Consider the following 23,258-nt stretch of genomic DNA (forward strand, 5'->3'; position numbering starts at 1 on the left):
AAGTAGATATTAATGCCGAATCCCGTCGCCGCGTGCTTGTTTTCGCGACGTCGCAAAATCCAGTCGCAAAACTGCCGCCTTAATTGAGAGGTTTGCTAAGCCTGTCTTGAATATCACCGGCTAAATAGCTCGCCAGCCCATCCAGCAGCGCTCTCCAGCCGTGTTCCCGCCCTTCGGCCCCATCGCTCGGCGGGATGACGCACAACTGTTCCACATAAGTCAGCTTCGTCCCGCCGCCATGTTCGGAGAACAGGACGGTCGCCAGCGACACTGTATGGATACGACCATTGAGGGCCATCGAATAGGCAAACACGATCCTCTTGGGCTCCTTGATCTCGAAATAGCGCGTCTGGTTGGTGTGGGTTCCCATGTCCGTGACGAAGCTGCTGCGCTCGGCTCCTCCCTCGCGAAAGTCGCATTCCGCCAGTCCTTCACCGAACCATGCCTTCTTCTTTTCGGGAATCGCCCACGCCGCCCAGACGTGATCCACGCAATTGGAAAAAACGCGCTCGATGGTAATCGATCTGTGCTCTTGTTCCGTTTTTGTCACTTTACTGCTCCTGATCTAGGAAGTTGCCAAGCCGGTCGAAACGTTCCTCAAGCCGGGCGCGGTGTTGCCGGACCCAATGCTCCACCCGCATCAGCGAGTCTGGAACGAGGCTGACCTTTCTGACCCGCCCGGACTTGCTTGACGAGATAACGCCTGCGTTTTCGAGTACGCGGAGATGTTTCAGGAACGAGGGGCCCGCCATATCGAACGGCCGCGATAGATCGGTCACCGAGGCAGGTCCATCCAAGAGCCTTTCGACGACTGCGAGTCGGGTTGGGTCGGACAAAGCCCCGAAAATCTTCGGGAAGTTCACTTCATAGGTATCCATATGGCTATCTTTACGGCACGCTGATGGATCGGTCAAGATGGATATCCATACGGCTACCTTTTTTGACTGGCACGCTTTGAGCGAGGGATGTGAAGCTTGTTCGCACTTTGTCTGTCGGAAGATTACTAACTTGCGCGACAAACCGCCGACACTGAACTTTCCCGTAAATCCTGCCGCAAAGGGGATTCGCGACAATAGCCGGGGCCCTCAGCCGGGCATTCTCTTCTCGTCAGGGCTCGCAAAGACCGAGGCCGGCATCGGACCCGATGTCATCAGCGTGAAGTCGAAGGGCGCCGGCAGATCGGGCCCAAGCACATATTGCCGGTGGACGCGCAGCTGGTCCTTGCGGATCTTGCGGTAGTGCTCGCGCGTCAGCATCTGCTTGACGCGGATCAGGATCATCTTTGCCTCAGGTGCATCCGCATGGCCGGAAACGGCGACGACCGGCACCTTGTAGAAATTGATCGAATCCGTCAGGCACTGCACGTCGAGCCAGGAAATCTCGGGGCAACGGGCGATCAGGCCGACACGAGCGCGCAGCAGAGTCGCCGATGACAGCAGCGCGCATTGCAGGATGGCGCTGCCGAGTGTGGCAAACACCACGCGCTTGCCATTGAAGATCTCCGGCTCCCTTTCCAGCAATATGCCGATGACATGGGCGGCAACGTTCGACCCCATGCTGTGCGAGGAGATCACATATTCGTCCGCCTCCTCAGCCAGCGCCTTGCGCACGGCAATGGCCCGATCTTCCAGCCAGTCGTTGAAATCGGCCCGGTCCATGCGGCCGAGCGCCACCGCCATATTCCAATCGGCAAAAAGATGCAGCGTATGAAAGCGTTCGGAAAACGGCAGGAAGGCGAAGATGAAGAAGCAGAGCGCGAGCGGCCCACTCCAGAGCATGTGCCAGGGAGAAAAACCGAGACTATAGGGCATGATGGCGATCTGCGCCGTCAGCGCGATCGCCAGCGCGGTCAGCAGGAACGGGAAGAGGAAGAACAGGCCGAAGCGCCAGGCGTGGCGGAAATATCCCCACATGCCGCCGTCCAGGATGATCTGGGCGCAACTGCGGAAACCCGCAACGATCTGGCTCAGCGTGTTGCCGCTGCGCAGCCGACTTACCAGCGCATCGTGATCGACCATGTGGATCCGGCTCTTCGTCCGCCAGCCGGGGGAACCGGTCCCTGCCCCGTTGCCCGTCGTCACCTCGAAACTGAGGGGATCGCTCCCTGCCTCAGCCGCCCCAGTCTCAACCGAATAACCCCAGACGGTGGCACTCTGCCTGGCAGAGCGCTCGTAGCGTGCCCTGTGGGCAACGCCGTCAAGCGGCTCGAAGCCGGTGAAATGCAGGACGACCCGCTTCTCGATCAGTTTCATTCCACCTTCCAGTCGGCCGAATGGCCGGCATGTTGCTGCGATCCGGCTGCTCTGCGGCCAATATCGGCAAAAAATCAGTCCTGGCCTCGAAGCCGTCTTGCTAACCGAACTCTTCCGGAATTCAATAGCGGGCATGTCGTTTCCACCACTAACGGAGGGGTTTTGTGGCCGATCTTGTGAAAGAATTGATATCAGGCGTCGTCGATAGCGTGCTGAAGGAGATCCTGAAGAAAACCACCGGCCGCGCCACGACGAAGCGCAAGAAGCGTAAAACGCGCAGCGCGTCGACGACGGCTGCAGCACGCAAGCCAGCTTCGACCGCCCGCAAGACGGCCGCCACGACACGCAAGCCCGCCCGCAAGCAGGTCAGCAAGCGCCGCACCGCCGCCGGCCGCAGCCGTCAGCGCCGCAGCTAGACGTTGGCGCCTTCGCCGGCACCGATCTTGGAGATTTCCCATATCCCGCGCCGGCTCGATGCCGCGGCAACAAAGCCGGCGCCCGCCTATACCGATATCAAACGGATTGTCACGATGGAGCGCGGCACGCCTGCCTCCACAAGGTCCTTGGGGGGCCGGACCGATGAAACGCATTCTAAAAATCGTTCTCGCGGCACTGGTCGCGATCTGTCTTATCGCCGTTGTCGGCATCTACGCCTTGTCGGAGATGCGTCTTTCCAGGACCTACAACGTCGCGGCCGCCAATTTTGCCGTCAAGACGACGCTGCCGCCTGAGGAAGCCGAACGCCGCGCCCGGACGCTGATGTGCGGCGGTTGTCATCACGATGCCGGCAACGTGTTGATCGACGAGCCCGGCCTCGGCCGCATCGTCGCACCGAACCTGACCCGCTTCGCGCCGATGTATAGCGATGCGGAGCTCGTGCGCCTCATCCGCCACGGCGTCAAGAAGGACAGCACCGGCGTCTTTATCATGCCGGCTGGCAATTTTGCCCATATCACCGATGACGACATGGCGGCGATCCTCGCCTGGCTGCGCAGTCTTAAGCAGCTTCCCGACGCAGTCGACGGAACGACGCAATGGGGGCCGCTCGGCCGGATCGGCCTGGCGCTCGACAAGGTCCCCTTCGAGGCCGACCTCGTGCCGGCCGTTCTCACGCCCGCCGCCACGCGCCCGGCCGATATCGGCGAATATGCCTTCAGGACCGATTGCAGCCACTGTCACAATCTCGATACCGCCAAGCAGTCCGAAGCCTTTCTGGCACCGGCGCTGAGGCCCTTGGCACAATCCTATTCGGCTGCCGATTTCAAGACATTGCTGCGCACCGGCAAGGGTGTCGGAGGCCGCGATCTCGGGGTGATGACGCAGGTTTCCCTATGGGATTTCAGATATTTTACAGATTCCGAAATCGAACAGATCCAAGCTTATCTCACCCGGCAACCGTAACGCGACAGCAACAATAAAGAAGTGGTCTGACCAGATTGGTCTTTTTTTGATCGGGGCGGCTGGAATTCCTGCCGCCGCATGCTATCTAAAGTCAACGATTGAAACGGCGGGCCTTGAACCCGCCTGTTGAAAGGATCAGGTCCCCATGAGCGGCATAAACGAATTCATCGACAACGAAATCAAGAGCAACGACGTCGTCCTCTTCATGAAGGGCACGCCGCAGTTTCCGCAGTGCGGTTTCTCCGGCCAGGTCGTGCAGATTCTCGATTACATCGGTGTCGACTACAAGAGCGTCAACGTGCTCGCCGATTCGGAAATCCGCCAGGGCATCAAGGATTATTCCAACTGGCCGACAATCCCGCAGCTTTACGTAAAGGGTGAGTTCGTCGGCGGCTGCGATATCGTCCGGGAAATGTTCCAGGCCGGTGAACTGCAGCAGCATCTCCAGGAAAACGGCATCACCGTGCGCGGCGCCGCCTGACCGGTCACCGGGCGTCCGCCCGGTTTCCAAATCTGTAATCTTGAGTCCGAGGCGCTGCAGCCAGCAGCGCCTTAGCCTGTTTATGGGAATTTCATTGTGACAGATTCATCACAAGCCGTGTCCGCGGGCCGCCTGCCCATGGGCAAGCGAGAGTTTATCGCGCTCGCAGCCTTCCTGATGGCCGTCAACTCTCTGGCGATCGATATCATGCTGCCGGCCTTGCAGCAGATCGGTGCGAGCCTTGGCGTCGAGAGCGAAAATCATCGTCAATTCGTCGTCTCCACCTATCTGCTCGGCTTCGGCTGCGCCCAGTTGTTCTACGGGCCGCTGTCCGACCGTTTCGGCCGCCGCACGCCACTGCTGATCGGCCTGGTCATCTACATTCTCTCCGCCATCAGTATCGTCTTCGTCCCCTCCTTCGCAGGCTTGCTCGCCCTGCGCTTCGTCCAAGGCGTCGGTTCGGCGGCAACCCGCGTCATCACCGTTTCCATTGTCCGCGATATCTATGGCGGCCGGCAGATGGCCGAAGTCATGTCGCTGATCATGATGGTCTTCATGATCGTGCCGGTGATTGCACCAGGTACCGGCCAGATCGTCATGTTCTTCGGCAACTGGCACCTGATCTTCCTCTTCATCGCCGCCATGGCGATCGCAATCGCCGTCTGGGCCTACCTTCGCCTGCCGGAAACCTTGCATCCCGCCAATGTCCGCCCCTTCACCGCCCGCTCGATCTTCGGCGCCTTCAAGCTGGTGCTGACCAATCGCATCGCACTCTGCTACACCATCGCCAGCACCTTCATCTTCGGCGCATTGTTCGGCTTCATCAATTCCGCCCAGCAGGTCTATGTCGGCATCTATGATCTCGGCGTCTATTTCCCCTTCGCTTTTGCCGGCGTGGCGATCTTCATGTCGCTGTCGTCCTTTTTCAACTCACGCTTCGTCGGCAAGCTCGGCATGCGCCGACTGTCGCACGGCTCGCTGATCGGTTTCATCACCATCAACACCATCTGGCTGATCGTCCAGATGGCGAGTTCCGATGCCATTCGCTCTGTTCATCTCCTTCTTCGGCCTTGCCATGTTCCAGTTCGGCTGGATCGGCTCGAACTTCAATTCGCTGGCCATGGAGCCGCTCGGCCATGTCGCCGGCACCGCCTCCTCCGTCCTCGGCTTCATGAGCACGGTTGGCGGCGCCCTTATCGGCGCCGGCATCGGCCAGGCCTTCGATGGCACTGCGCTGCCGATGGTCGCCGGCTATTTCATCGTGTCGATCATCGGGCTGATCTTCGTGCTGATCGCCGAAAAGGGCCGCCTCTTCCAACAGCAGAACCCGGCCGTCTAACGGCCGGTCTCCTCCGCATCCGGGATTTCACCACATGACGCCGCCGCATAAACCGCATCAGGAAAACCAGGGTTCCCGCCGCATCGGCATGGGCTTTGGCGAATTCGTCGTCACCATCGCCATCATGACCGCAAGCGTCGCCATGGCAATCGACAGCATGCTGCCGGCATTGCCCAATATCGGCCATTCCCTTGGCGTCACCAATACCAACGACGCGCAGTTGATCATCGGTGTATTCCTGCTGGGCTTCGGCATCTCGCAGATATTCTTCGGCAGTCTTTCGGATACGTTCGGCCGCCGTAACATCCTGCTCGGCGGTCTCGTCTGCTACGTGATCGGAATGTTTGCCGCCGCAGCAACCGGCAGCTTCGAAATGCTGCTCGTCATGCGCTTCATTCAGGGTGTCGGCGGTGCGGCCGTGCGTATCACCACCATGGCGCTTGTACGCGACTGCTTCGGCGGCCGCGAAATGGCCCGTGTCATGTCTTATGTCATGATCGTCTTCATGATCGTGCCGATCGTTGCTCCCTCCGTCGGCCAATTGATCATCACCTATGCCAACTGGCACTGGATCTTCATCCTGCTCGGCATCATCGCCACCATCCTGTTCGTCTGGGCGCTTCTGCGGCTGAAAGAATCGCTGCCGCCGGAAGAGCGGCTGCCACTGTCGGTCGGCTCTGTCGTCGATGGCTTCAAGACCGTGCTCACCAACCGCATCACCTGTGGCTACATGATCGGTCTCACCATGTTCACCGGCGTCATCAGCGCCTATGTGATTTCGGTGCAGCAGGTCTTCGGCGAGGTTTACGGCCTTGGCGACTGGCTGCCGATTGCCTTTGCCGCCACCGCCGGCGGCATCGCTGTCGCCAATTTCGCCAACGGCTTCTTCGTCCGCACATTCGGCATGCGCCGCATCTCGCACGCCGCCCTGCTGATCTTTACGGCGCTCTCGGCTGTCGGCTTTGTCATTTCGCTTGCCGGAAAGCCGGATTTCGCCGTCGCCTATGGCATCTTCACCATCGTGCTGATGATGTTTGCGCTGATCGCCACCAATTTCACCGCCATCAGCCTCGAGCCGATGGGCAATCTCGCCGGCACGGCGACCGCCATCACCGGCTTCGTCTCGACGACCTTCGGCACCATCCTCGGCGGCCTGGTCGGCCAGATGTTCAACGGCACGGTGCAGCCGCTCTTCGGCGGTTTTGCGCTCTTCGGGATGGCGACAATCGCAGCCACGCTTTGGGCCGAGAACGGCAAGCTCTTCACCCATCCCGGCGACAGCCCGCAGCTCGATCCGGGTGCGGCTCACTTCTGACGCAAGCCCGTCGGGTCGCTCGGTCCGGTCGGTATGTTTAAGTGACAAACTTCACACGTCTCCTAAATCTAGATGATCCGCGGAGGGCCCTGGTTTTGGATACAGACTATCACCGTCTCCCCCTGGGACTTCAGGGTGAGATATTTCGGATCGACGCGAATACCGACACCGGCGTCATTGTGCTCGCCGGATCCAGCGGTCGGGTCGATGAGACGCGCGCCAAGTTGTTTGCAAGCCGAGGGGCGACAGCAATCGCGCTTCGCTGGTTCGGCGGCGAAGGCCAGGTGCCCGGCATTTGCGAGGTGCCGCTGGAAAGTTTCCTCGCTGCCACCGATCATCTGGTGGAACTGGGCTGCAAACGCATCGTCTTTGTCGGGACATCGAAGGGCGCAGAAGCCGCGCTGCTTGCAGCCGTTCACGACGCGCGCGTTAACGCTGTGGTTGCAATGAGCCCTTCGTCGGTCGTCTGGGGAAATATCGGGCCTGGTCTCGATGGCATCAGTTGGCCGGAACGCTCGTCGTGGACATTGCACGGCAAGCCCCTTCCCTTTATCTCGTCGGATCCTGCTTGGGTCCCGGAATATAGAGATGGCCTCGTAACTTACAGGGGACTGTTCGAACGATGCCTTGATGTGCACGATTCTGAGATCGAGGCAGCGACGATCCCTTTGGAGAAAACTGCCGCCGACATAATGCTTGTAGCAGGATGCGATGATGCGCTTTGGCCATCGGACAGATTTGCCAAGTCGATTGTCCGGCGGCGCTCTGATGCGGGTTTACCCACCCGGCTTATCTTGGGAGAAGATGCAGGTCATCGCATTCTGCTCCCGGGTGAAGCGACAGCCCGATCCTTGCTGCGGGCGCACGGCGGAAGTGATGAAGCCGACGCCGAATTGGGTCGTCTGGCGTGGGAATATATTCTCGCTCTTCTGTAGCGGGAGCGGTGCTGCGGAAAGGCTTCTCCATGAATGATCGAATTTTGATCAGGCCCTACGCGCCAGCCGATGCGGACGCGACGATCGGCATTTTTCTGCGCGCCATCCGGGAGGTCTCATCGAAAGATTATTCGCCCGCTCAGATCGAGGCTTGGGCAAAGGTTGAAGATCGCGGCCTATGGGCGGAACGCAGGATTAGCCGGCCCGCCTGGATCGCGGAAATCGACGGAGAGCCCGTGGGCTTTTCCGATCTGACCGCCGACGGATGCCTGGACATGATGTTCGTCCACCCCGAATTTCCGGGGCTCGGTGTCGCAAGCAGCCTGTTGAGCAGGGTCGAGGAGGAAGCTCGGACGCTGGGATTCACCAGAATTTATACGGAAGCCAGCCGAACCGCCCGGCCATTTTTCGAGCGCAAAGGTTTCCGCGTGATATCAAGGCAAATCGTCGGAAACGCGGACAAGGCCTGGAAAACTTCCTCATGGAAAAGCTCTACACGCAATAGGCACGATCCGCCCACATGTCATCCGAAACGGCATTCCCAGTCGCAGGATACGGCCGCAAAATCAACGTTTTGCGGCCGGTTTTCATGCGTCAGATAGTGAAGACCTCACGCCGCAGCGCGTCCCAGGAAGTTTTGTCGGGCGCAATCAGCAGCCCGCCATCGAGATGGTGCGGCAGGTAGGGAGAACCGTCGAAACGGGCGGCATGGGCGCCGGCCTCCTGTGAGATCAGCGTGCCGGCAAGGTGATCCCAAGGCATCAGCTTATTGTACATCAGGTAATGCACATGGCCGCCCGCAAGGGTGCGGTATTCATGAGCCGCGCAGCGGTAGTTGGTGAGGAAGCGCACCTTGGCAAGGTTGCCGAGAATCTCCGCCCGCTTCTCCTGCGGCAGGTAGCCTGTCGAGGCCATACCAACCATCTGGTCGAGCGCGACAGGCTCGGCCGCGCGCAACCGCCGCGCTTCGCCATCGGGTCGCCGCAGCCAGGCGCCGCCACCCTTTTCCGCCATTACCCAGTCGTCGCCCATCGGATCGTAGATGATCCCGGCAATGGTCTCGCCGCCTGAGATGACCGAGGCCATCACGCCGAAGGCGGGGATACCGGCGGCGAAATTGAAGGTGCCATCGACCGGGTCGACGACGACGGCGAGATCGGCATCCCCGAGCCTGCCAAGCAGCGCCGGTTCGGCCGCAACCGATTCTTCGCCGACGAACAGCGCCCCGGGCCAGAGCCGCTCGGCCTCCGTCTTGATCATGCGTTCGGCCTGCTCATCGGCCTCCGTGACGAGATCGGTCGCCTCGCTCTTGGCGCGCACCTCGCCCTGGCCGAGCCGGCGGAAGCGCGGCAGGATTTCCGCCTTCGCTGCGCGGCGCAAGAGATCGGCAAGAACGGTCACGTCGACAGTCGCAGTCATGTCAAATCCTTTCTGTCCGGCCCTTGTGGGAGGGGCCTCAAATCAGATGCCGACGATCTCGCGCCGGATCAGCTGCCAACTTTCCTTGTCGGGTGCAGAGATGATGCCGCCCGTCGTCTCGCCCGGACGATAGGGCGTACCGTCGAATTTCGCCGTATGGCCGCCGGCCTCCTGATGTGCGAGCACGCCGGCCAGATGATCCCAGGGCATCAGTTTCGCATGACCGATGAAATGCATCTTGCCGGAGGTAACCATCCAATATTCGTAAGCCGAGCAATTGAAGGCGAAGTTCATTCGGGCCTTTGCCATGTTGGCTGCGATGCGCGAGCGATCCGGATCGTCCATGTGCCCCCACGAGAAGCCGCCGACCATCTGGTTCAAGGCGGCAGGCTCAGCCACCGTCAGCTTGCTCGATTGCCCGTCCTGCCGCGTCAGAAAGGCGCCCGCACCCTTGATCGCCGTTACCGTATCACCGAGAACCGGATCGTAAATGATGCCGGCGACCGTCTCGCCCTTGACGGTCACCGCCAGCATCGTCCCGAAAACCGGAAGCCCGGCGGCGAAATTGAATGTGCCGTCGACGGGATCGATCACGAAGGCAAGCTCGGCATCGGCAAGTGCCGGCACCACAGACTTGTCGGCGTCATAGGCTTCCTCGCCGACGACGAGCGCTGAGGGAAAGTGCTCTTTCAGTGCCGCCGTGATCCTGTGTTCGGCGAGCAGATCCGCCTGCGTCACAACATCGATCGCCGAGGTTTTTTCCGAGACATCGGCAGCGCCGAGATTGCGAAAACGCGGCATGATTTCGATGCGCGCCGCCTCTCGGACGCATTCGCCGAGGAAAAGAATGTCCGTGTCAGAAATAGTCATGCGAAATCTGTCCTTGATGCAATGAACAGCCTGCATAGCCGGCCTTTCATGAAGGATCGGCGACACCAAGGCTGGAAAAGTCGAAAAGTTTCGGATCGAGCAGATGCGACGGGTTCACATGCGAAAGTGCCCGCAGCATCGTGTCCTTGCGCCCCGGCATGCGCCGCTCGATATCGGCGAGCATGTCCTTCATCGCGTTGCGCTGCAGCCCGTCCTGCGAACCGCAGAGATCGCAGGGGATGATCGGGAACTGCATGGCTGCGGCAAACTTTGCAAGATCGTCCTCGGCGGCATAGGCGAGCGGCCGCAGCACCATCAGGTCGCCGTCGTCGTTCAGAAGCTTCGCCGGCATCGAGGCAAGCCGCCCGCCATGGAAGAAGTTCATGAAAAAGGTTTCGAGAATGTCCTCGCGGTGGTGGCCGAGGACCAGCGCATCGCAGCCTTCTTCCCGCGCGACGCGATAGAGATTGCCACGCCGCAGCCGCGAACAGAGCGAGCAATAGGTCGCGCCTTCCGGCACCTTCTCCTTCACGATCGAATAGGTATCACGATACTCGATCCGGTGGCGGACGCCGATCTTCGTGAGATAATCGGGCAGGACGTGCTTGGGAAAGTTCGGCTGCCCCTGGTCGAGATTGCAGGCAATGAGTTCCACCGGCAGCAGCCCGCGCCATTGCAGATCGAGCAGCAGCGCCAGCAGCCCGTAGGAATCCTTGCCGCCGGAAAGGCCGACCAGCCAGCGCTTCTGTCCCTTCAGCATATCGAAATCGTCGAAAGCCTGGCGCACTTGCCTGAGCAGCCGCTTGCGCAGCTTGTTGAAGGAGACCGAGCGCGGCGCATCGGCAAACAGCGCATGGCCGATGCCGCTGTCGGCTTCGCCGGCTTCCAGGTCGTCCGCGATGTGGGCTGCGATATTCATAACTTCGTCCTATCGAAGGTCTGCCTGCCTTAACAGAAAGTCGTGCGCCAACACAGTCTCAATCGCCGAAAACCGACCAGCCGGTGCGTGCCGCAAGCATCTCAAGCGCCACGGCGCCGAGCTGCGAATTGCCGACCTTGTTCAGCCCCGGCGACCACACCGCGATCGAGGCAATGCCGGGCGCAACCGCGAAGATGCCACCGCCGACGCCACTCTTGCCGGGCAGGCCGACATGATAGGCGAAATCGCCCGAGCCGTCATAGTGGCCACAGGTCAGCATCAGCGCATTGATACGCCGCGCCCGCTTCGGCGACACAACCGAATGGCCGGTCGTCGGATTGCTGCCGCGCGCCGCCAGGAACAGCCCGGCGCGGGCCAGCTGCTCGCAGCTCATCGCGAGCGCGCATTGATGAAAATAGACGCCGAGCACGTGATCGACGGGATGGTCGAGATTGCTGTAGGCCCGCATGAAATTGGCAAGCGCGACATTGCGATATCCGGTCTGCGTTTCCGAGCGGGCCACCTTGTCGTCGATGGTGATCGATTCGTCATCGGCGAGATAACGCACGAAGCGCAGCAGCTCGCCGATCGCCTCGCGCGGTGCGTGCCCGGCCATGACCACGTCGGAAACAGCGATCGCGCCGGCATTGATGAAGGGATTGCGCGGGATGCCGCTCTCGTGCTCGAGCTGGACGATGGAATTGAAAGCCGATCCGGACGGTTCGCGCCCGACGCGCTTCCATAAGCCTTCGCCGACCTTGCCGAGCGCCAGCGTCAGCATGAAGACCTTGGATATGCTTTGGATCGAGAAGGCGATATCGGCATCGCCGACACGATAGACCTTGCCGTCGACGGTGACGATCGCCATGCCGAACTGCCGTGGATCGACCTTGGCAAGCTCGGGAATATAGTCAGCGACCTTACCCTCGCCGATGCGCGGCAGGATGTCGGTATGGATACTGTCGAGGATCGCTTGCAGATCCGCCATCGCTTCTCTCCGGATAACAAAAAAGCCGCCCGAAAGAGCGGCTTTTCCATATGCGAAAACGCCTGGTGTTTATTAACGCGAATAGAATTCGACGACCAGCTGCGGTTCCATGACGACCGGGAACGGAACGTCGCTGAGTGTCGGGACGCGGCCGAAGGTGGCGACCATCTTGTGGTGATCGGCTTCGATGTAGTCGGGAACGTCACGCTCAGCGAGGCTGACGGCTTCCAGAACGGTCACCAGCTGCTTCGACTTCTCGCGAACTTCGATAACATCGCCGGCCTTGCAGCGATAGGAACCGATGTTGACGCGGACGCCGTTGACGGTGACGTGGCCATGGTTGACGAACTGACGGGCAGCAAAGACCGTCGGAACGAACTTGGCGCGATAGACGATCGCGTCGAGGCGAGATTCGAGCAGACCGATCAGGTTTTCCGAGGTGTCGCCCTTGCGGCGAGAGGCTTCGGCGAAGATCGCGCGGAACTGCTTTTCGCGCAGGTCGCCGTAGTAGCCCTTGAGCTTCTGCTTGGCGCGCAGCTGCACGCCGAAGTCCGAAAGCTTGCCCTTGCGGCGCTGGCCGTGCTGGCCCGGGCCGTATTCGCGGCGGTTTACCGGGGACTTCGGACGGCCCCAGATGTTTTCGCCCATACGGCGGTCGATTTTGTACTTGGACGATTCGCGCTTGCTCATCGTATTTCCTTTCAAAAGTTTATGACGGTTTGTTGCCAAACCGCGCGAAGGAAACACGCCCTCCTCTGATCTCTGCCGAGATCTGACAGGATGTTTCGGTTACGCGAACAGAAACGATCCACGGGACATGTTAAATGAAACACCGGGCATTGCTGCCCGGTGCTTGGCGCGGTCTTTAGAGGCCCGTCATGAAAATGTCAACTGCGCCAAAGCCGGAAAGCGCCACTATTCCGCAGCCAGCGGCTGATCGCCCGTATCCGGCGCGTTCGCATCGCCTGGTGCGGTCTGGCAATTCATGTCGGGGAAAGCCACGATGCGTTTGCCGGAGAAATCCGTGTGCACGACGACGATCCCCTGCTCCTCGAAATAACCGAGCAGACGACGGGCGCGCCGGGCGGAATGGGTGCCGTAGGCACGGGCAATGCGCGCGTCCGATGGGCACGCCTCACCACAGGCGGCAGCCTTGGCGAGCATCAGGAAGACGCCCTGCAGGTCGTCGGTAACCCCTGCTGACAACGACAGCGCCGTCGCCCACGCGTCGGTCGCGGCTGTCGCCGCATCGACGCCGGAACGGGAGATCGCCACGCGCCGGCGGAAATTCGGCAGCGCGATCGGCGGTCCCGGCACGCGGCGCATGCGCAGCCGCACGAGAAAATCCTGGTAGAGCACCGAATCGGTGCGGAAAGCTGATGTCGGATCGTCGAGGATTTCGGCAAGCACGCCGGAAAGGCGCTCTTCCCGCTCCTCGGCGGAAATTTCCACCTGGCTCGCTCTCGCCTCGACCGGTGCAGGCGACGCCGCCGGTGTCGAGCGAGATAGTTCTGCCAGTATATCGGTCGTCGGCCGGGGCGCCGGCGGGGCACGGCGCACCAGCGGACGCTGGAATTCTTCAGGATCGGGCGTGAATATCAGATCCTCGACATCCTGTGGCGCATCCGGCAGCGGCATCAGCTTCGGGCTGGAAGAGCGCGCCGAAGTCTCCACCGTGCCGATCTGGATCGGCAGCGGCCGGCGCGACAATGCAGGGCCGAGGGCAACAAAATTGCCGCGCTTCAGATCCCGGAACATTTCGGCCTGGCGCCGATCCATACCGAGCAGGTCGGCGGCGCGCGCCATGTCGATATCGAGAAAGGTACGGCCCATCAGGAAGTTCGAGGCTTCGGCCGCCACGTTCTTGGCGAGCTTGGCGAGCCGCTGCGTCGCGATCACCCCGGCAAGCCCGCGTTTACGGCCGCGGCACATCAGGTTGGTCATCGCCCCGAGCGACATCTTGCGCGCATCTTCCGAGACGTCGCCGCCGACGGATGGCGCAAACATCTGCGCTTCGTCGACGACGACGAGAACGGGATACCAATATTCGCGATCGGCATCGAACATGCCGTTGAGGAAGGCGGCGGCAGCCCGCATCTGCTGCTCGATATCGAGGCCTTCGAGCGTCAGCACGCAGGAAACCCGATGCTGGCGGATGCGGTTGGCAATGCCCGCCAATTCCGCCTCGGTGCGCTCGCCATCGACGACGACATGACCGAACCTGTCGCTGAGCGTGACGAAATCACCCTCTGGGTCGATGATGACCTGCTGCACCCATTGCGCGGATTGCTCGAGCAGTCGGCGCAACAGATGCGACTTGCCCGACCCGGAGTTGCCCTGCACGAGAAGACGGGTCGCCAGCAGCTCCTCGATATCGAGCGTCGCCGGGCTGCCGGACGCCAATCCCATATCGATGCCAACTTGCAATGCCGATCCTCGCGGAGAAGAGACTCACATGAATGAAGCGCCATTCTTCCGAAACGGCAATGCCCCGTCTATCAAAGAATCTGGTGATTTTCAGGGTCGGATTTCGCCAACCCACAGGACAATTCCCGCGTCATCAGAGAAGCCGGTCCATCGCCGTAATCGGCAGGACGAGACGAAGCGCCGTGCCGGAAAGCCTCTGAAAACCGAAGCGCTGGTAGAATCCCGCCGCGCGTTCATCCTTCGCATCGACGATCATGCCGAGAATTCCGATCTGCCCTGCGGCAGAACGCGTTATCGCAAAGGCATGGACGATTAGTACATCTCCAAGGCCCCGGCCCTGGTATTGCCGATCGACGGCGAGCCGACCCAGCATCAGGAACGGCAATTCCTCGTAGGGGCCAGCCTGGATCTGTGACGGAAGATCCTGCCGAGAAACCGAATGAGCGCTCAGCGAGAAATAACCGGCAATCCGTGCGCCGTCGCAGAGAACGTAGACGCGTGTCAGACCGCGCCTAACATCCTGATTTGCGAAGCGCTTGAGATAGGCATTCAATGCGTCTACGCCGCAATCAAACCCCTCTCGATCATGGCGCTTGGGGTCGAGCAGTTCGAATTTCATGAGCCGCTGACGATATCGCGATATTTCCTGACGGCATCGACCATGCGCTCCGCCGGCTTGGCTGGCTCATCGAATGCCGCGAAAAAGCTTTCCCAGTCCTCGGCCGTAAAGCGCGTCCTGCCGTGCTCGGCAATCACGGCCTCCGCCTTTTCACGAATGCTTTCGCGGATGAATTTGCTCTTGTCGAGATGAAGATAATTGCGCGCCGTTTCCATCAGCTCGAATGTCGGCCGATCCATGCGGACTTTCAGAGTATCGTCTTTTTGCGCATTTTGGACCATGTTAACTCCGGAGTTTTTGTGGGTCCACTTGTACCCACAAATTGGCCGAACGTCAACTCGGCATTACGCTCGCAGCCCAAACCCCTGCATCAGCCGCCGCGTGGCAAAATCCTGGTGGCCCGACGTGAAGACAGCGAAGTCGAAATTATCGGGATGCACCGCATCGGCGGCCGCCGGCACCAGCGTGCGGGCGCGCCGCGCGATTGCCTCGGCGGGATCAAGCCAATCGACCGGCCAGGGCGCAAGCCGGCGGAAAAGATTGGCCATGAAGGGATAGTGCGTGCAGGCAAGCACGACGATGTCGGTCTTCTGACCGTCCTTCTCGACGAAACATTGATCGATCTCAGCAAACACGACCTCATCGGAGACGGCGTCGCCGCGAATATAGGCCTCGGCCATGCCCGCAAGGTTCTCCGAGCCGACGAGTCGGACATGGCATTGCTGCGCGAAGGACTGGATGAGATCGCGTGTATAGGCCCGCTTCACCGTGCCCGGCGTCGCAAGCACCGAAACTAGGCCCGATCGCGTACGCTCCGCTGCCGGCTTGATCGCCGGCACGGTACCGACGAAGGTCATTTGTGGAAAGGCGGCGCGCAGGTCGGCGCCAACAAGCGTGAAGGCGGTGTTGCAGGCGATGATGCAGACTTCGGGATCATAATCCGTCAGCAGCTTGCCGAAGAGCCCGATGATCCGCTCCTTCAGCGCCTGTTCTTCCCAGCCGCCATAGGGAAAGCCGGCATCGTCAGCGACGTAGATGAAGCCGCGTTCCGGCATCAGCACGCGCGCCTCGCGCAAGACGGTCAGCCCGCCGATGCCGGAATCGAAGAGGAGGATAGGTTTCAGCTCACGCGTCGTCGCTGTCATCTGGCGGTGTTTCCTTGGCCGATGTCGGGAACCTGCCGCCGCGCGGGCTCTTGCGCGAGAAGCGGTCGAGGGAGGAGATGACGCCGCGCAACACGCTGATTTCCTGCTCCGTGAAGGCCCGGCGGGATAAAACAGCACGCAGATTGTCGACCATTTTCGGCTTTTTCCCGGCAGGATGGAAATATCCGCGCGCATCGAGCGCCTCTTCCAGCTGGTCGAACAGGCCGAAGAGCTGCTCCTTGGTCGAGGGCGTCTGCCCCATCGCCTGGAAAGGCACCGCGCCGACATCTTCCATGCCGGATTTCATCCATTCATAGGACATCAGCAGCACCGCCTGGGCGATATTCAGCGAGGCAAAGGCCGGGTTGACGGGAAAGGTGACGATCTCATCGGCCAGCGCCACCTCCTCGTTGGTCAACCCCCAGCGCTCACGTCCGAAGAGAATGCCGGTGCCCTCGCCCGCGCGGAACCGCGCCCGCAGCGTTTCGGCGGCGATGACGGGGGAGCGCACCGGCTTATAGCCGTCGCGCTCGCGCGCCGTCGTCGCATAGACGAAGTTGAGATCGGCAACCGCCTGCTCCAGCGTCTCGTAGACCTTGGTAGCCTCGATGACATGATCGGCCTTGGAAGCCGTCGCCAGCGCCTTTTCGTTCGGCCAGCCGTCGCGCGGATTGACGAGACGCAGCTCGGCCAGGCCGAAATTCGCCATGGCGCGCGCCACCATGCCGATATTCTCGCCCATCTGCGGCTCGACCAGAATGATCGCCGGCCCTTCGGCCAGAAGTTGACGCTCGCTGTTCGTACCTGCCATGGTCCTATCCCTGTTTCGAGCGCGCAATAGCCTCGCCCGGTGCAAACGGCAAGACATCAGCCTGCGGATAAAGCCTTTCCAGCGCCGAACCGATCATTTCGAGCCCCAGCTTGGCGCCGTCTCGCGACAACGGCAGATGCCGTCCGGTCGTCAACGATGCCTTACGCTTGATCAAGAAACAGGCCGAACCGCGCGGGGCAGCGTTGTCGATCAGCGCCAGATCCGCCGCGATCAGCGTGTTCAGATTGTCAGCAGCGGCCGGCGTTTCGTAACTCTTCGCCAGGATACGCGCCCAATAAGTGCAGGACAGGAAGATCGCCAGCGTCTGGCGGATCTGGCCGGGCCGCGTCACCACCGACCAGGAGGAGCCGAGTGGCCGGGCGGCCACCGTCACATCGCGGTAGCAGGCATCGATCTTCTGCGACAGCGCGATTAGCTCGAAACCGTGCCTGCCCTCGCCGAGCGCACCAAGCAGATCGCGCAGCGCCTGAAACCAGCGGGCGAGTGCTGAATCGAGGGCGCCGCGCGTGCGCGTCGGGAAAACGACGAAGGCAACCGCCGTTCCGGCCACCGCGCCGATCACGGTCTCGCCGATGCGCAGCTTCAACAGATCGAGCGTCAGCACGCCGGTCATGCCGTAGACCAGGCAGAGCACGATCGAGATGAAGAAGGTCATCGTCGCGTAAGAGACCTGCAGGAAATAAAAGGCGAGGAAGATGCAGGCAGCGGCGACCGGAATGGCGATAGCCGGCTCGCGCGAAATCAGCGTCGCCAGCACAAGGCCGATTGCAATCCCGAACACGGTGCCGAGCGAGCGCGACAGCGCCTTCATTGCCGTATCGCCACGCGAATTGGTGTTGGTGAAAACCAGGAAAGAGGCGAGCACGGCCCAGAACCAGCGCTCGCGCGACAGTAGCAGGCCGAAGCCCATAGCGATTGCCGAGGCGAGCGTGATCTGCAGCGCCGAGCGCAGCAGCGGGTTGGCGAATGAAAAGTCGATAGGCGGGGATTGCGCAGTGTCGTTGACAGTATCGATGCCGGAAAAACTGGAGGCCTGTCCCTCGTCGATCGCCTGCGTCAGCTGCTGCCGCGCCTCGCCGAGCCACAGCAGCGCTCGCACCGTCTCGCTCTGCGGCTGGTCCCTGATGGTTTCCGCCATCCCCTCATAGGTGGCAAGCGCCGCCTTATCTGCCTCGATCACAGCGTGAACGAGTGCAAAAGGCGGCGGGCTCTGGAAGCTCAGCACGATCGCGCTTTCGGCGGCAAGATGTGCATCGAAAAGCCGGATCGCCAGCTCCGCGGCGGGATCGGCAGCACCGTCGAAGACGCCGGCCGGCGGGCGCGGGATGAAAGTCTCCGCCATTAGCACCACCTCCTTCAGCCGGTCTTCCAGCTGGCGCATTTCCTGCCGGTCGGCTTCGCCGATTTCAGCACCGCCGGCAAGAGCGGCGAGCTTGAAGAGGATCTGGTTGATCCTGCCGCTGACGCTTTCGAGCGAGCGCAGCAGGTCGCGGCGCCAGTCGTCGGGCAAGAGCACCGCCCTCACCAGATGACCGACCAAAACCGAGACGACGGGGCCGATCGCCACCTCCGGCAGGTCGGCCAGCGAAGGCCGGAAATAGGCGCCCATAAAATAGGAAGTGAAGGCGAACATGCCGACGGCAAAACCACGCGGCCCGAACACCCGTCCGGCCGAGGCGAGCGCAATCACCACCAGAAAGACGAGATCGGAGAGAAAACGGTTATCCTCGAGCCCCGCGGCGACGGCGACGACGGCAAGGCTTGCGACACAACCGAAAAGCCGCGTCACCAGCTGGCGCGCATTGCCTTTGTCGCGAACGGCGATCCCGCCCTCGATCGACAACACGATGCCGAGGCCGAAAGCCGCGGTCGGTAGCGGCAGAACAAAGGTCTGGATGGCAAGCAGGATCAAGAACGAGAGGACGATCGTCAGTGTCACCCGCGAGGCCATGCGCAGGCGCGAGAGCGCCGGGTCGTTGGCAAGCAGCCAGTCGCGAAGCTGAAAACCGGAAAACAAATGCAAGAGCCCTCATGCCACGGAAGGATCGACAGATATCGCCGCAACAGCAGAAATCAAACCATCGGGAAACCGATCGGAACGATAGTCCCGGGATCGATTCCCCGACATCGATCGAATGTCGCGCGCCTATTGGCCCTTGGCAATCAGCGCCATGGTCGCCTTCAGGGAATCGCGGCCCTGCGTCTCGATATTCTCGGTGACGATATCGTCGATGACTGGTGTACCGCCTTCTTCGACCACTTCGAAACGAACGGTCGTATAGTCCTTGGCATCGGGCCCATCCGAGCAGGCGGATTTCTTGAAGCGTACAGTCACCTCAGCCGTCCCGTTGACCACAGGCGCCGCCGCCATCGTCAGATCTTCCAATGGGCATGCATCCTGACCGTTGACGATGACGTCGTAGTCGAAGGGCGATATGCCGTCGTCATCGACGGCGGGAAATTGCGCGGCGGCCTGGTACGTGGCGACGAAATCCTTGCTGTAGAGATGGTCGAGCCGGCTCGCATCGAAGATGTCGGTCCAGTCGCCGTTATTGTCGGCCCAGTTGCTCCTAGTCGCGTCCATGATCTCCTTCACGGGAACGGTGATATCGGCGGCATGGCCGATGCCCGAAGAGGCGATAAGGCTTGCGATAACAACGGCGATTGTCTTCATGGTCGAATGTTCCGGGCGGGCAAATCAAGGCGGACACTAGCCAGATTTCAGCGCTTGGCAATGCCGGCAAAAACGCATTCTCGAACCCGTTGCAGCTTTGCGTTCCCGGTTCACAATGCTATAGCGCTCCTCATCAGGTTACCCACCCGGGACGCTTGTCCCCCTTCAAGCTCGAACGAGGCAGATACATGAACAAGATCAAGGTCGCCAATCCCGTCGCCGATCTCGACGGCGATGAAATGACGCGCATCATCTGGCAGCTCATCAAGGATAAGCTGATCCATCCGTATCTCGACCTCGACATCGACTATTTCGACCTCTCCGTCGAAAACCGCGACGCCACCAACGACCAGGTCACTGTCGACGCCGCCAACGCCATCAAGAAATACGGCGTCGGCATTAAGTGCGCGACGATCACGCCGGATGAAGCCCGCGTCAAGGAATTCAACCTCAAGGAAATGTGGAAGAGCCCGAACGGCACGATCCGCAACATCCTCGGCGGCGTCATCTTCCGCGAGCCGATCATTTGCAAAAACGTGCCGCGCTTGGTTCCCGGCTGGACCAAGCCGATCGTCGTCGGCCGTCACGCCTTCGGCGACCAGTACCGCGCCACCGATTTCAAGTTCCCCGGCAAGGGCAAGCTGACGATCAAGTTCGTCGGCGAAGACGGCACCGTCATCGAGAAGGAAGTCTTCAACGCACCGGGATCCGGCGTCGCGATGGCCATGTACAACCTCGACGAATCGATCCGCGAATTCGCCCGTGCCTCGATGATGTACGGCCTGATGCGCAAGTGGCCGGTTTACCTGTCGACCAAGAACACCATCCTCAAGGCCTATGACGGCCGCTTCAAGGACATCTTCGAAGAAGTCTTCGAGACCGAATTCAAGGATCAGTTCAAGGAAGCCGGCATCACCTACGAACACCGCCTGATCGACGACATGGTCGCCTCGGCGCTGAAGTGGTCGGGCGGCTACGTCTGGGCCTGCAAGAACTATGACGGCGACGTCCAGTCCGACACCGTTGCCCAGGGCTTCGGCTCGCTCGGCCTGATGACCTCGGTTCTGCTGACGCCGGACGGCAAGACGGTCGAAGCCGAAGCCGCCCACGGCACGGTTACCCGCCATTATCGCCAGCACCAGAAGGGCCAGGAAACCTCGACGAACTCGATCGCCTCGATCTTCGCCTGGACCCGCGGCCTCGCCCATCGCGCCAAGCTCGACGACAATGCCGAGCTCGCCCGCTTCGCCGCAACGCTCGAAAAGGTCTGCGTCGACACCGTCGAATCCGGTTTCATGACCAAGGACCTGGCGTTGTTGATCGGCCCCGATCAGCCGTGGCTCTCGACCACCGCCTTCCTCGACAAGATCGACCAGAACCTGCAGAAGGCCATGGCGTAAGCCGGTCCTTTCGCGATAGCATTGAACGGCGGGGATTTCCCCGCCGTTTTCCATTTTGGGAGATAGAAAATGACCGCGATCGTGCGCCCGCTCGAAGCTTCTGACCGCGCCGCCTGGGAACCCTTGTGGGCAGCCTACCAACGTTTCTATGAGGTGGTTATTCCCGCCGAGACGACGGATCTCACCTGGTCTCGCTTCCACGATCCCGACGAACCGATGCACGCGCTCGGCGCCTTCGACGAAGAGGGCCGGCTCGTCGGAATCGTCCATGCCATCTTTCACCGCTCCTGCTGGCTGCCGCAATGGACGTGTTATCTGCAGGATCTCTATGTCGAAGACATCAAGCGCGGGCTCGGCACCGGTGCCGCACTGATCGATGCCGTCGCCGATCTTGCGCGCGCAAACGGTGCGGGCAGGCTCTACTGGATGACGCACGAAACGAATGCAACGGCGCGGGGGCTCTATGACAGGATCGCCGAGCGCTCGGGTTTCATCCAGTACCGCAAACCTCTCTGAAGATCGAGGGTTGCACAAAGACCTCGCCGCGCTATTGATTCCGGGCGACGGCAATGTCTGAGGTAACGGCAACACGAGGAGGATGTGATGACCGAAGAATTGGTATTCTATACGAACCCTATGTCGCGCGGCCGCATCGCCCGCTGGATGCTGGAGGAGATCGGCCAGCCCTATCGCACCGAACTCCTGACTTTCGACAAAACCATGAAGGCGCCCGAATATCTCTCGGTCAATCCGATGGGTAAGGTTCCGGCGATCCGCCACGGCGACACCATCGTCACCGAATGCGCGGCCATCTGCGCCTATCTCGCCGAGACCTTTCCGGAGAAGGGGCTGGCCCCGAGGCCGGAGGAGCGCGCCCGCTATTACCGCTGGATGTTCTTTGCCGCCGGGCCCCTTGAATCGGCGGTGACGATGAAGGCTCTCGGCTTCGAAATTCCGACGGAGCGGCTGCGCATGGCCGGCTGCGGCAGTTTCGGCGACGTCATGAACACCCTCGAAATGGCGGTCTCCGGCTCGACCTACGTCGCCGGCGAACGCTTTACCGCCGCCGACGTCTATGTCGGTTCGCATGTCGGCTGGGGCCTCGGTTTCGGCAGCATCGAAAAACGCCAGGCCTTCGTCGATTATTTCGGCCGCATCAGCCAACGCGAAGCCTATAAGCGCGCCAATGCGCTGGACGACGAAGCCGGCAAGACGATGCAGGCCGCCTAACCGTGAAACCGGCGCGGCCAGCACACCGCGCCGGGAATATCCTCAGGCAAGCGGCATGTGAATATCTGTCATCAGTTCGGTCGGAGGCACGTCGCGTGGATTGTTGAGATATTCCTCGAACATGACGCTGTCCCTCAACTGCCGTCCCGATTTAGGCAGCCATTCCCCATAAAGCCACTGATAGGCCTTGTACATGTGGGCGTAAGGCCCCTTGTGGCGCAGCACGGCATAGTCGCCGCCATTGATCGTGCGCCGCTCGAATGGCGCCTCGGCCGGAACATCGGCAGAGCCGGTGACACAGGCGACCGACCGCAACTGTTCGGCCGGCACGATGTCGGGATCGTCGAGATAGACACCGATCATCCGCATGTCGGGCCGAGCAAGACCGCGGGCGTAAAGTGTGCCGAACAAGGTCTCGAAAGCTTTGCCGATCTGCATATAAGAGCCGGTATGGGCGACACCGATCAGCTCCGTCGGTGCGATCTCCCGTATGGTAACGTCGAACATGGCTTTGGTCTTTCCGCTAAGTGAGGGTTGGAAGGCTGTGTGGCTTCCCTCTTTCCGATAGCGGGCCGGCGGCATGCCGTAGACCGACTTGAAGATACGATTGAAGGATTGGAGATTGGGATAGCCTGATCGCGTGGCAATCTCGCTGACGGCAAGCTCCGTGCGGACGATCTCGCCCGCCGCGCGATGCAGCCGCAGCCGCTTGACGGTGGCCGCCAGCGTCTCGCCATAAATCGCCCGGTAGATCCTGTGCCAGTGATAGCTCGACAAACAGGCGATCTCGGCAAGGCGGTCCATATCCAGCTCCTCGTCGAGGTGGTCGTGAATATAGGCGGAAACCCGTCTCAGACGGCTTTCATAAAGTGCCCATGCCGTTTGGCCATTCATGTCAAACCTCATGCAAATCGATCGGCTGCAGAGAACCATATCCAGATTTGACAAATCCTGCGGACTTGCTCGAGGCGTAACGAAAAAAAAGGCGGAAGCCGAACCTCCGCCTTTGGAA

The 23,258-nt window shown here is 60.9% G+C and carries 24 protein-coding genes and 2 pseudogenes; 10 read left to right on the forward strand and 16 right to left on the reverse strand.

Annotated features, from left to right (window positions below; genetic code table 11):
* Positions 1–79 precede the first annotated feature (79 nt).
* The 3 genes from RLEG4DRAFT_RS20485 to RLEG4DRAFT_RS20495 all read right to left on the reverse strand — a co-directional run bounded on the left by RLEG4DRAFT_RS20485 (position 80) and on the right by RLEG4DRAFT_RS20495 (position 2,252).
* A complete protein-coding gene (locus RLEG4DRAFT_RS20485; RefSeq protein ID WP_003579542.1) occupies positions 80–550 on the reverse strand; it encodes an SRPBCC domain-containing protein in 471 nt (156 codons plus the stop codon).
* Position 551: 1 nt separating this feature from the next.
* Positions 552–878, reverse strand: a complete 327-nt coding sequence (locus RLEG4DRAFT_RS20490; protein WP_037093902.1) for an ArsR/SmtB family transcription factor — start codon at positions 876–878, stop codon at positions 552–554.
* A 207-nt stretch (positions 879–1,085) separates the two neighbouring features.
* Positions 1,086–2,252 carry a hypothetical protein gene (locus RLEG4DRAFT_RS20495; RefSeq protein ID WP_003579546.1) on the reverse strand — a complete coding sequence of 389 codons (1,167 nt, stop codon included), beginning with the start codon at positions 2,250–2,252 and terminating at the stop codon, positions 1,086–1,088.
* 164 nt (positions 2,253–2,416) lie between these two features.
* Here RLEG4DRAFT_RS20495 and RLEG4DRAFT_RS20500 point away from each other — a divergent pair, with 164 nt between their 5' ends.
* The 7 genes and pseudogenes from RLEG4DRAFT_RS20500 to RLEG4DRAFT_RS20530 all read left to right on the forward strand — a co-directional run bounded on the left by RLEG4DRAFT_RS20500 (position 2,417) and on the right by RLEG4DRAFT_RS20530 (position 8,228).
* On the forward strand, positions 2,417–2,668 hold the full coding sequence (locus RLEG4DRAFT_RS20500; RefSeq protein ID WP_003579548.1) for a hypothetical protein: 252 nt from the start codon (positions 2,417–2,419) through the stop codon (positions 2,666–2,668).
* A gap of 163 nt (positions 2,669–2,831) precedes the next feature.
* Entirely contained in the window at positions 2,832–3,653 is an 822-nt protein-coding gene (locus tag RLEG4DRAFT_RS20505; RefSeq protein WP_003579549.1) for a c-type cytochrome, read from the forward strand.
* 145 nt (positions 3,654–3,798) lie between these two features.
* A complete protein-coding gene (gene grxD / locus RLEG4DRAFT_RS20510; RefSeq protein WP_003579551.1) occupies positions 3,799–4,134 on the forward strand; it encodes a Grx4 family monothiol glutaredoxin in 336 nt (111 codons plus the stop codon).
* A gap of 138 nt (positions 4,135–4,272) precedes the next feature.
* Positions 4,273–5,473: pseudogene (locus RLEG4DRAFT_RS20515) on the forward strand (multidrug effflux MFS transporter).
* Between the two features lie 34 nt (positions 5,474–5,507).
* Positions 5,508–6,788: a multidrug effflux MFS transporter gene (locus RLEG4DRAFT_RS20520; RefSeq protein WP_003579554.1), complete on the forward strand. Its 1,281-nt coding sequence runs from the start codon at positions 5,508–5,510 to the stop codon at positions 6,786–6,788.
* 95 nt (positions 6,789–6,883) lie between these two features.
* Positions 6,884–7,723, forward strand: coding sequence for an acyl-CoA thioester hydrolase/BAAT C-terminal domain-containing protein (locus RLEG4DRAFT_RS20525; protein ID WP_003579556.1), 840 nt, complete (start codon positions 6,884–6,886; stop codon positions 7,721–7,723).
* A 29-nt stretch (positions 7,724–7,752) separates the two neighbouring features.
* Positions 7,753–8,228, forward strand: a pseudogene (locus RLEG4DRAFT_RS20530) (GNAT family N-acetyltransferase).
* Positions 8,229–8,317: 89 nt separating this feature from the next.
* Here the strand turns inward: RLEG4DRAFT_RS20530 and RLEG4DRAFT_RS20535 are convergent.
* The 12 genes from RLEG4DRAFT_RS20535 to RLEG4DRAFT_RS20590 form a co-directional block, all read right to left on the reverse strand.
* A complete protein-coding gene (locus RLEG4DRAFT_RS20535) occupies positions 8,318–9,142 on the reverse strand; it encodes an inositol monophosphatase family protein (RefSeq protein ID WP_003579560.1) in 825 nt (274 codons plus the stop codon).
* Positions 9,143–9,184: 42 nt separating this feature from the next.
* A complete protein-coding gene (locus RLEG4DRAFT_RS20540) occupies positions 9,185–10,012 on the reverse strand; it encodes an inositol monophosphatase family protein (protein WP_003579562.1) in 828 nt (275 codons plus the stop codon).
* A gap of 46 nt (positions 10,013–10,058) precedes the next feature.
* On the reverse strand, positions 10,059–10,931 hold the full coding sequence (gene ttcA / locus RLEG4DRAFT_RS20545; RefSeq protein ID WP_003579563.1) for a tRNA 2-thiocytidine(32) synthetase TtcA: 873 nt from the start codon (positions 10,929–10,931) through the stop codon (positions 10,059–10,061).
* Positions 10,932–10,989: 58 nt separating this feature from the next.
* Complete coding sequence (locus tag RLEG4DRAFT_RS20550) at positions 10,990–11,919, reverse strand: glutaminase (protein ID WP_003579565.1); 930 nt, start codon at positions 11,917–11,919, stop codon at positions 10,990–10,992.
* Positions 11,920–11,991: 72 nt separating this feature from the next.
* A complete protein-coding gene (gene rpsD / locus RLEG4DRAFT_RS20555; protein WP_003568975.1) occupies positions 11,992–12,609 on the reverse strand; it encodes a 30S ribosomal protein S4 in 618 nt (205 codons plus the stop codon).
* Between the two features lie 225 nt (positions 12,610–12,834).
* Positions 12,835–14,346, reverse strand: a complete 1,512-nt coding sequence (locus tag RLEG4DRAFT_RS20560; protein ID WP_003579567.1) for an ATP-binding protein — start codon at positions 14,344–14,346, stop codon at positions 12,835–12,837.
* A 133-nt stretch (positions 14,347–14,479) separates the two neighbouring features.
* Positions 14,480–14,965, reverse strand: a complete 486-nt coding sequence (locus RLEG4DRAFT_RS20565) for a GNAT family N-acetyltransferase (protein WP_003579568.1) — start codon at positions 14,963–14,965, stop codon at positions 14,480–14,482.
* Positions 14,962–15,204 (reverse strand): DUF1778 domain-containing protein, encoded by a 243-nt coding sequence (locus RLEG4DRAFT_RS20570; RefSeq protein WP_210161334.1) that lies wholly within the window; start codon positions 15,202–15,204, stop codon positions 14,962–14,964. The genes RLEG4DRAFT_RS20565 and RLEG4DRAFT_RS20570 overlap by 4 nt, the downstream gene beginning before the upstream one ends.
* 105 nt (positions 15,205–15,309) lie before the next feature.
* Positions 15,310–16,110 carry a glutamate racemase gene (murI, locus tag RLEG4DRAFT_RS20575; RefSeq protein WP_003579570.1) on the reverse strand — a complete coding sequence of 267 codons (801 nt, stop codon included), beginning with the start codon at positions 16,108–16,110 and terminating at the stop codon, positions 15,310–15,312.
* The gene (locus RLEG4DRAFT_RS20580) at positions 16,091–16,921 is read right to left on the reverse strand and encodes an RNA methyltransferase (RefSeq protein ID WP_003579571.1); all 831 of its coding nucleotides are present in this window, start codon (positions 16,919–16,921) and stop codon (positions 16,091–16,093) included. The genes murI and RLEG4DRAFT_RS20580 overlap by 20 nt, the downstream gene beginning before the upstream one ends.
* A 4-nt stretch (positions 16,922–16,925) precedes the next feature.
* Positions 16,926–18,965, reverse strand: a complete 2,040-nt coding sequence (locus RLEG4DRAFT_RS20585; RefSeq protein WP_171898223.1) for an FUSC family protein — start codon at positions 18,963–18,965, stop codon at positions 16,926–16,928.
* A gap of 123 nt (positions 18,966–19,088) precedes the next feature.
* Entirely contained in the window at positions 19,089–19,616 is a 528-nt protein-coding gene (locus RLEG4DRAFT_RS20590; RefSeq protein WP_003579573.1) for a hypothetical protein, read from the reverse strand.
* A gap of 188 nt (positions 19,617–19,804) precedes the next feature.
* Here RLEG4DRAFT_RS20590 and RLEG4DRAFT_RS20595 point away from each other — a divergent pair, with 188 nt between their 5' ends.
* From RLEG4DRAFT_RS20595 to RLEG4DRAFT_RS20605, 3 genes are all read left to right on the forward strand, one after another.
* The gene (locus RLEG4DRAFT_RS20595; protein ID WP_003579574.1) at positions 19,805–21,016 is read left to right on the forward strand and encodes an NADP-dependent isocitrate dehydrogenase; all 1,212 of its coding nucleotides are present in this window, start codon (positions 19,805–19,807) and stop codon (positions 21,014–21,016) included.
* A gap of 69 nt (positions 21,017–21,085) precedes the next feature.
* Positions 21,086–21,532, forward strand: coding sequence for a GNAT family N-acetyltransferase (locus tag RLEG4DRAFT_RS20600; protein WP_003579575.1), 447 nt, complete (start codon positions 21,086–21,088; stop codon positions 21,530–21,532).
* An 87-nt stretch (positions 21,533–21,619) separates the two neighbouring features.
* Positions 21,620–22,246: a glutathione S-transferase family protein gene (locus tag RLEG4DRAFT_RS20605; protein WP_003579576.1), complete on the forward strand. Its 627-nt coding sequence runs from the start codon at positions 21,620–21,622 to the stop codon at positions 22,244–22,246.
* Positions 22,247–22,288: 42 nt separating this feature from the next.
* Here RLEG4DRAFT_RS20605 and RLEG4DRAFT_RS20610 read toward each other — a convergent pair whose 3' ends face one another.
* Complete coding sequence (locus RLEG4DRAFT_RS20610; RefSeq protein WP_003579578.1) at positions 22,289–23,140, reverse strand: AraC family transcriptional regulator; 852 nt, start codon at positions 23,138–23,140, stop codon at positions 22,289–22,291.
* Positions 23,141–23,258: the final 118 nt, after the last annotated feature.

The sequence above is a fragment of the Rhizobium leguminosarum bv. trifolii WSM2297 genome, from assembly GCF_000271845.1.

Excerpts from the sequence above, each read along its gene's own strand:
- RLEG4DRAFT_RS20600 (WP_003579575.1), top strand. The coding sequence starts at position 21,086 with ATGACCGCGATCGTGCGCCCGCTCGAAGCTTCTGACCGCGCCGCCTGG.
- RLEG4DRAFT_RS20550 (WP_003579565.1), bottom strand. The coding sequence starts at position 11,919 with ATGGCGGATCTGCAAGCGATCCTCGACAGTATCCATACCGACATCCTG.
- RLEG4DRAFT_RS20535 (WP_003579560.1), bottom strand. The coding sequence starts at position 9,142 with ATGACTGCGACTGTCGACGTGACCGTTCTTGCCGATCTCTTGCGCCGC.
- ttcA (WP_003579563.1), bottom strand. The coding sequence starts at position 10,931 with ATGAATATCGCAGCCCACATCGCGGACGACCTGGAAGCCGGCGAAGCC.
- murI (WP_003579570.1), bottom strand. The coding sequence starts at position 16,110 with ATGACAGCGACGACGCGTGAGCTGAAACCTATCCTCCTCTTCGATTCC.
- RLEG4DRAFT_RS20590 (WP_003579573.1), bottom strand. The coding sequence starts at position 19,616 with ATGAAGACAATCGCCGTTGTTATCGCAAGCCTTATCGCCTCTTCGGGC.
- RLEG4DRAFT_RS20495 (WP_003579546.1), bottom strand. The coding sequence starts at position 2,252 with ATGAAACTGATCGAGAAGCGGGTCGTCCTGCATTTCACCGGCTTCGAG.
- grxD (WP_003579551.1), top strand. The coding sequence starts at position 3,799 with ATGAGCGGCATAAACGAATTCATCGACAACGAAATCAAGAGCAACGAC.
- RLEG4DRAFT_RS20565 (WP_003579568.1), bottom strand. The coding sequence starts at position 14,965 with ATGAAATTCGAACTGCTCGACCCCAAGCGCCATGATCGAGAGGGGTTT.
- RLEG4DRAFT_RS20540 (WP_003579562.1), bottom strand. The coding sequence starts at position 10,012 with ATGACTATTTCTGACACGGACATTCTTTTCCTCGGCGAATGCGTCCGA.
- RLEG4DRAFT_RS20490 (WP_037093902.1), bottom strand. The coding sequence starts at position 878 with ATGGATACCTATGAAGTGAACTTCCCGAAGATTTTCGGGGCTTTGTCC.
- RLEG4DRAFT_RS20520 (WP_003579554.1), top strand. The coding sequence starts at position 5,508 with ATGACGCCGCCGCATAAACCGCATCAGGAAAACCAGGGTTCCCGCCGC.
- RLEG4DRAFT_RS20505 (WP_003579549.1), top strand. The coding sequence starts at position 2,832 with ATGAAACGCATTCTAAAAATCGTTCTCGCGGCACTGGTCGCGATCTGT.
- rpsD (WP_003568975.1), bottom strand. The coding sequence starts at position 12,609 with ATGAGCAAGCGCGAATCGTCCAAGTACAAAATCGACCGCCGTATGGGC.
- RLEG4DRAFT_RS20580 (WP_003579571.1), bottom strand. The coding sequence starts at position 16,921 with ATGGCAGGTACGAACAGCGAGCGTCAACTTCTGGCCGAAGGGCCGGCG.
- RLEG4DRAFT_RS20570 (WP_210161334.1), bottom strand. The coding sequence starts at position 15,204 with ATGGATCGGCCGACATTCGAGCTGATGGAAACGGCGCGCAATTATCTT.
- RLEG4DRAFT_RS20605 (WP_003579576.1), top strand. The coding sequence starts at position 21,620 with ATGACCGAAGAATTGGTATTCTATACGAACCCTATGTCGCGCGGCCGC.
- RLEG4DRAFT_RS20610 (WP_003579578.1), bottom strand. The coding sequence starts at position 23,140 with ATGAATGGCCAAACGGCATGGGCACTTTATGAAAGCCGTCTGAGACGG.
- RLEG4DRAFT_RS20595 (WP_003579574.1), top strand. The coding sequence starts at position 19,805 with ATGAACAAGATCAAGGTCGCCAATCCCGTCGCCGATCTCGACGGCGAT.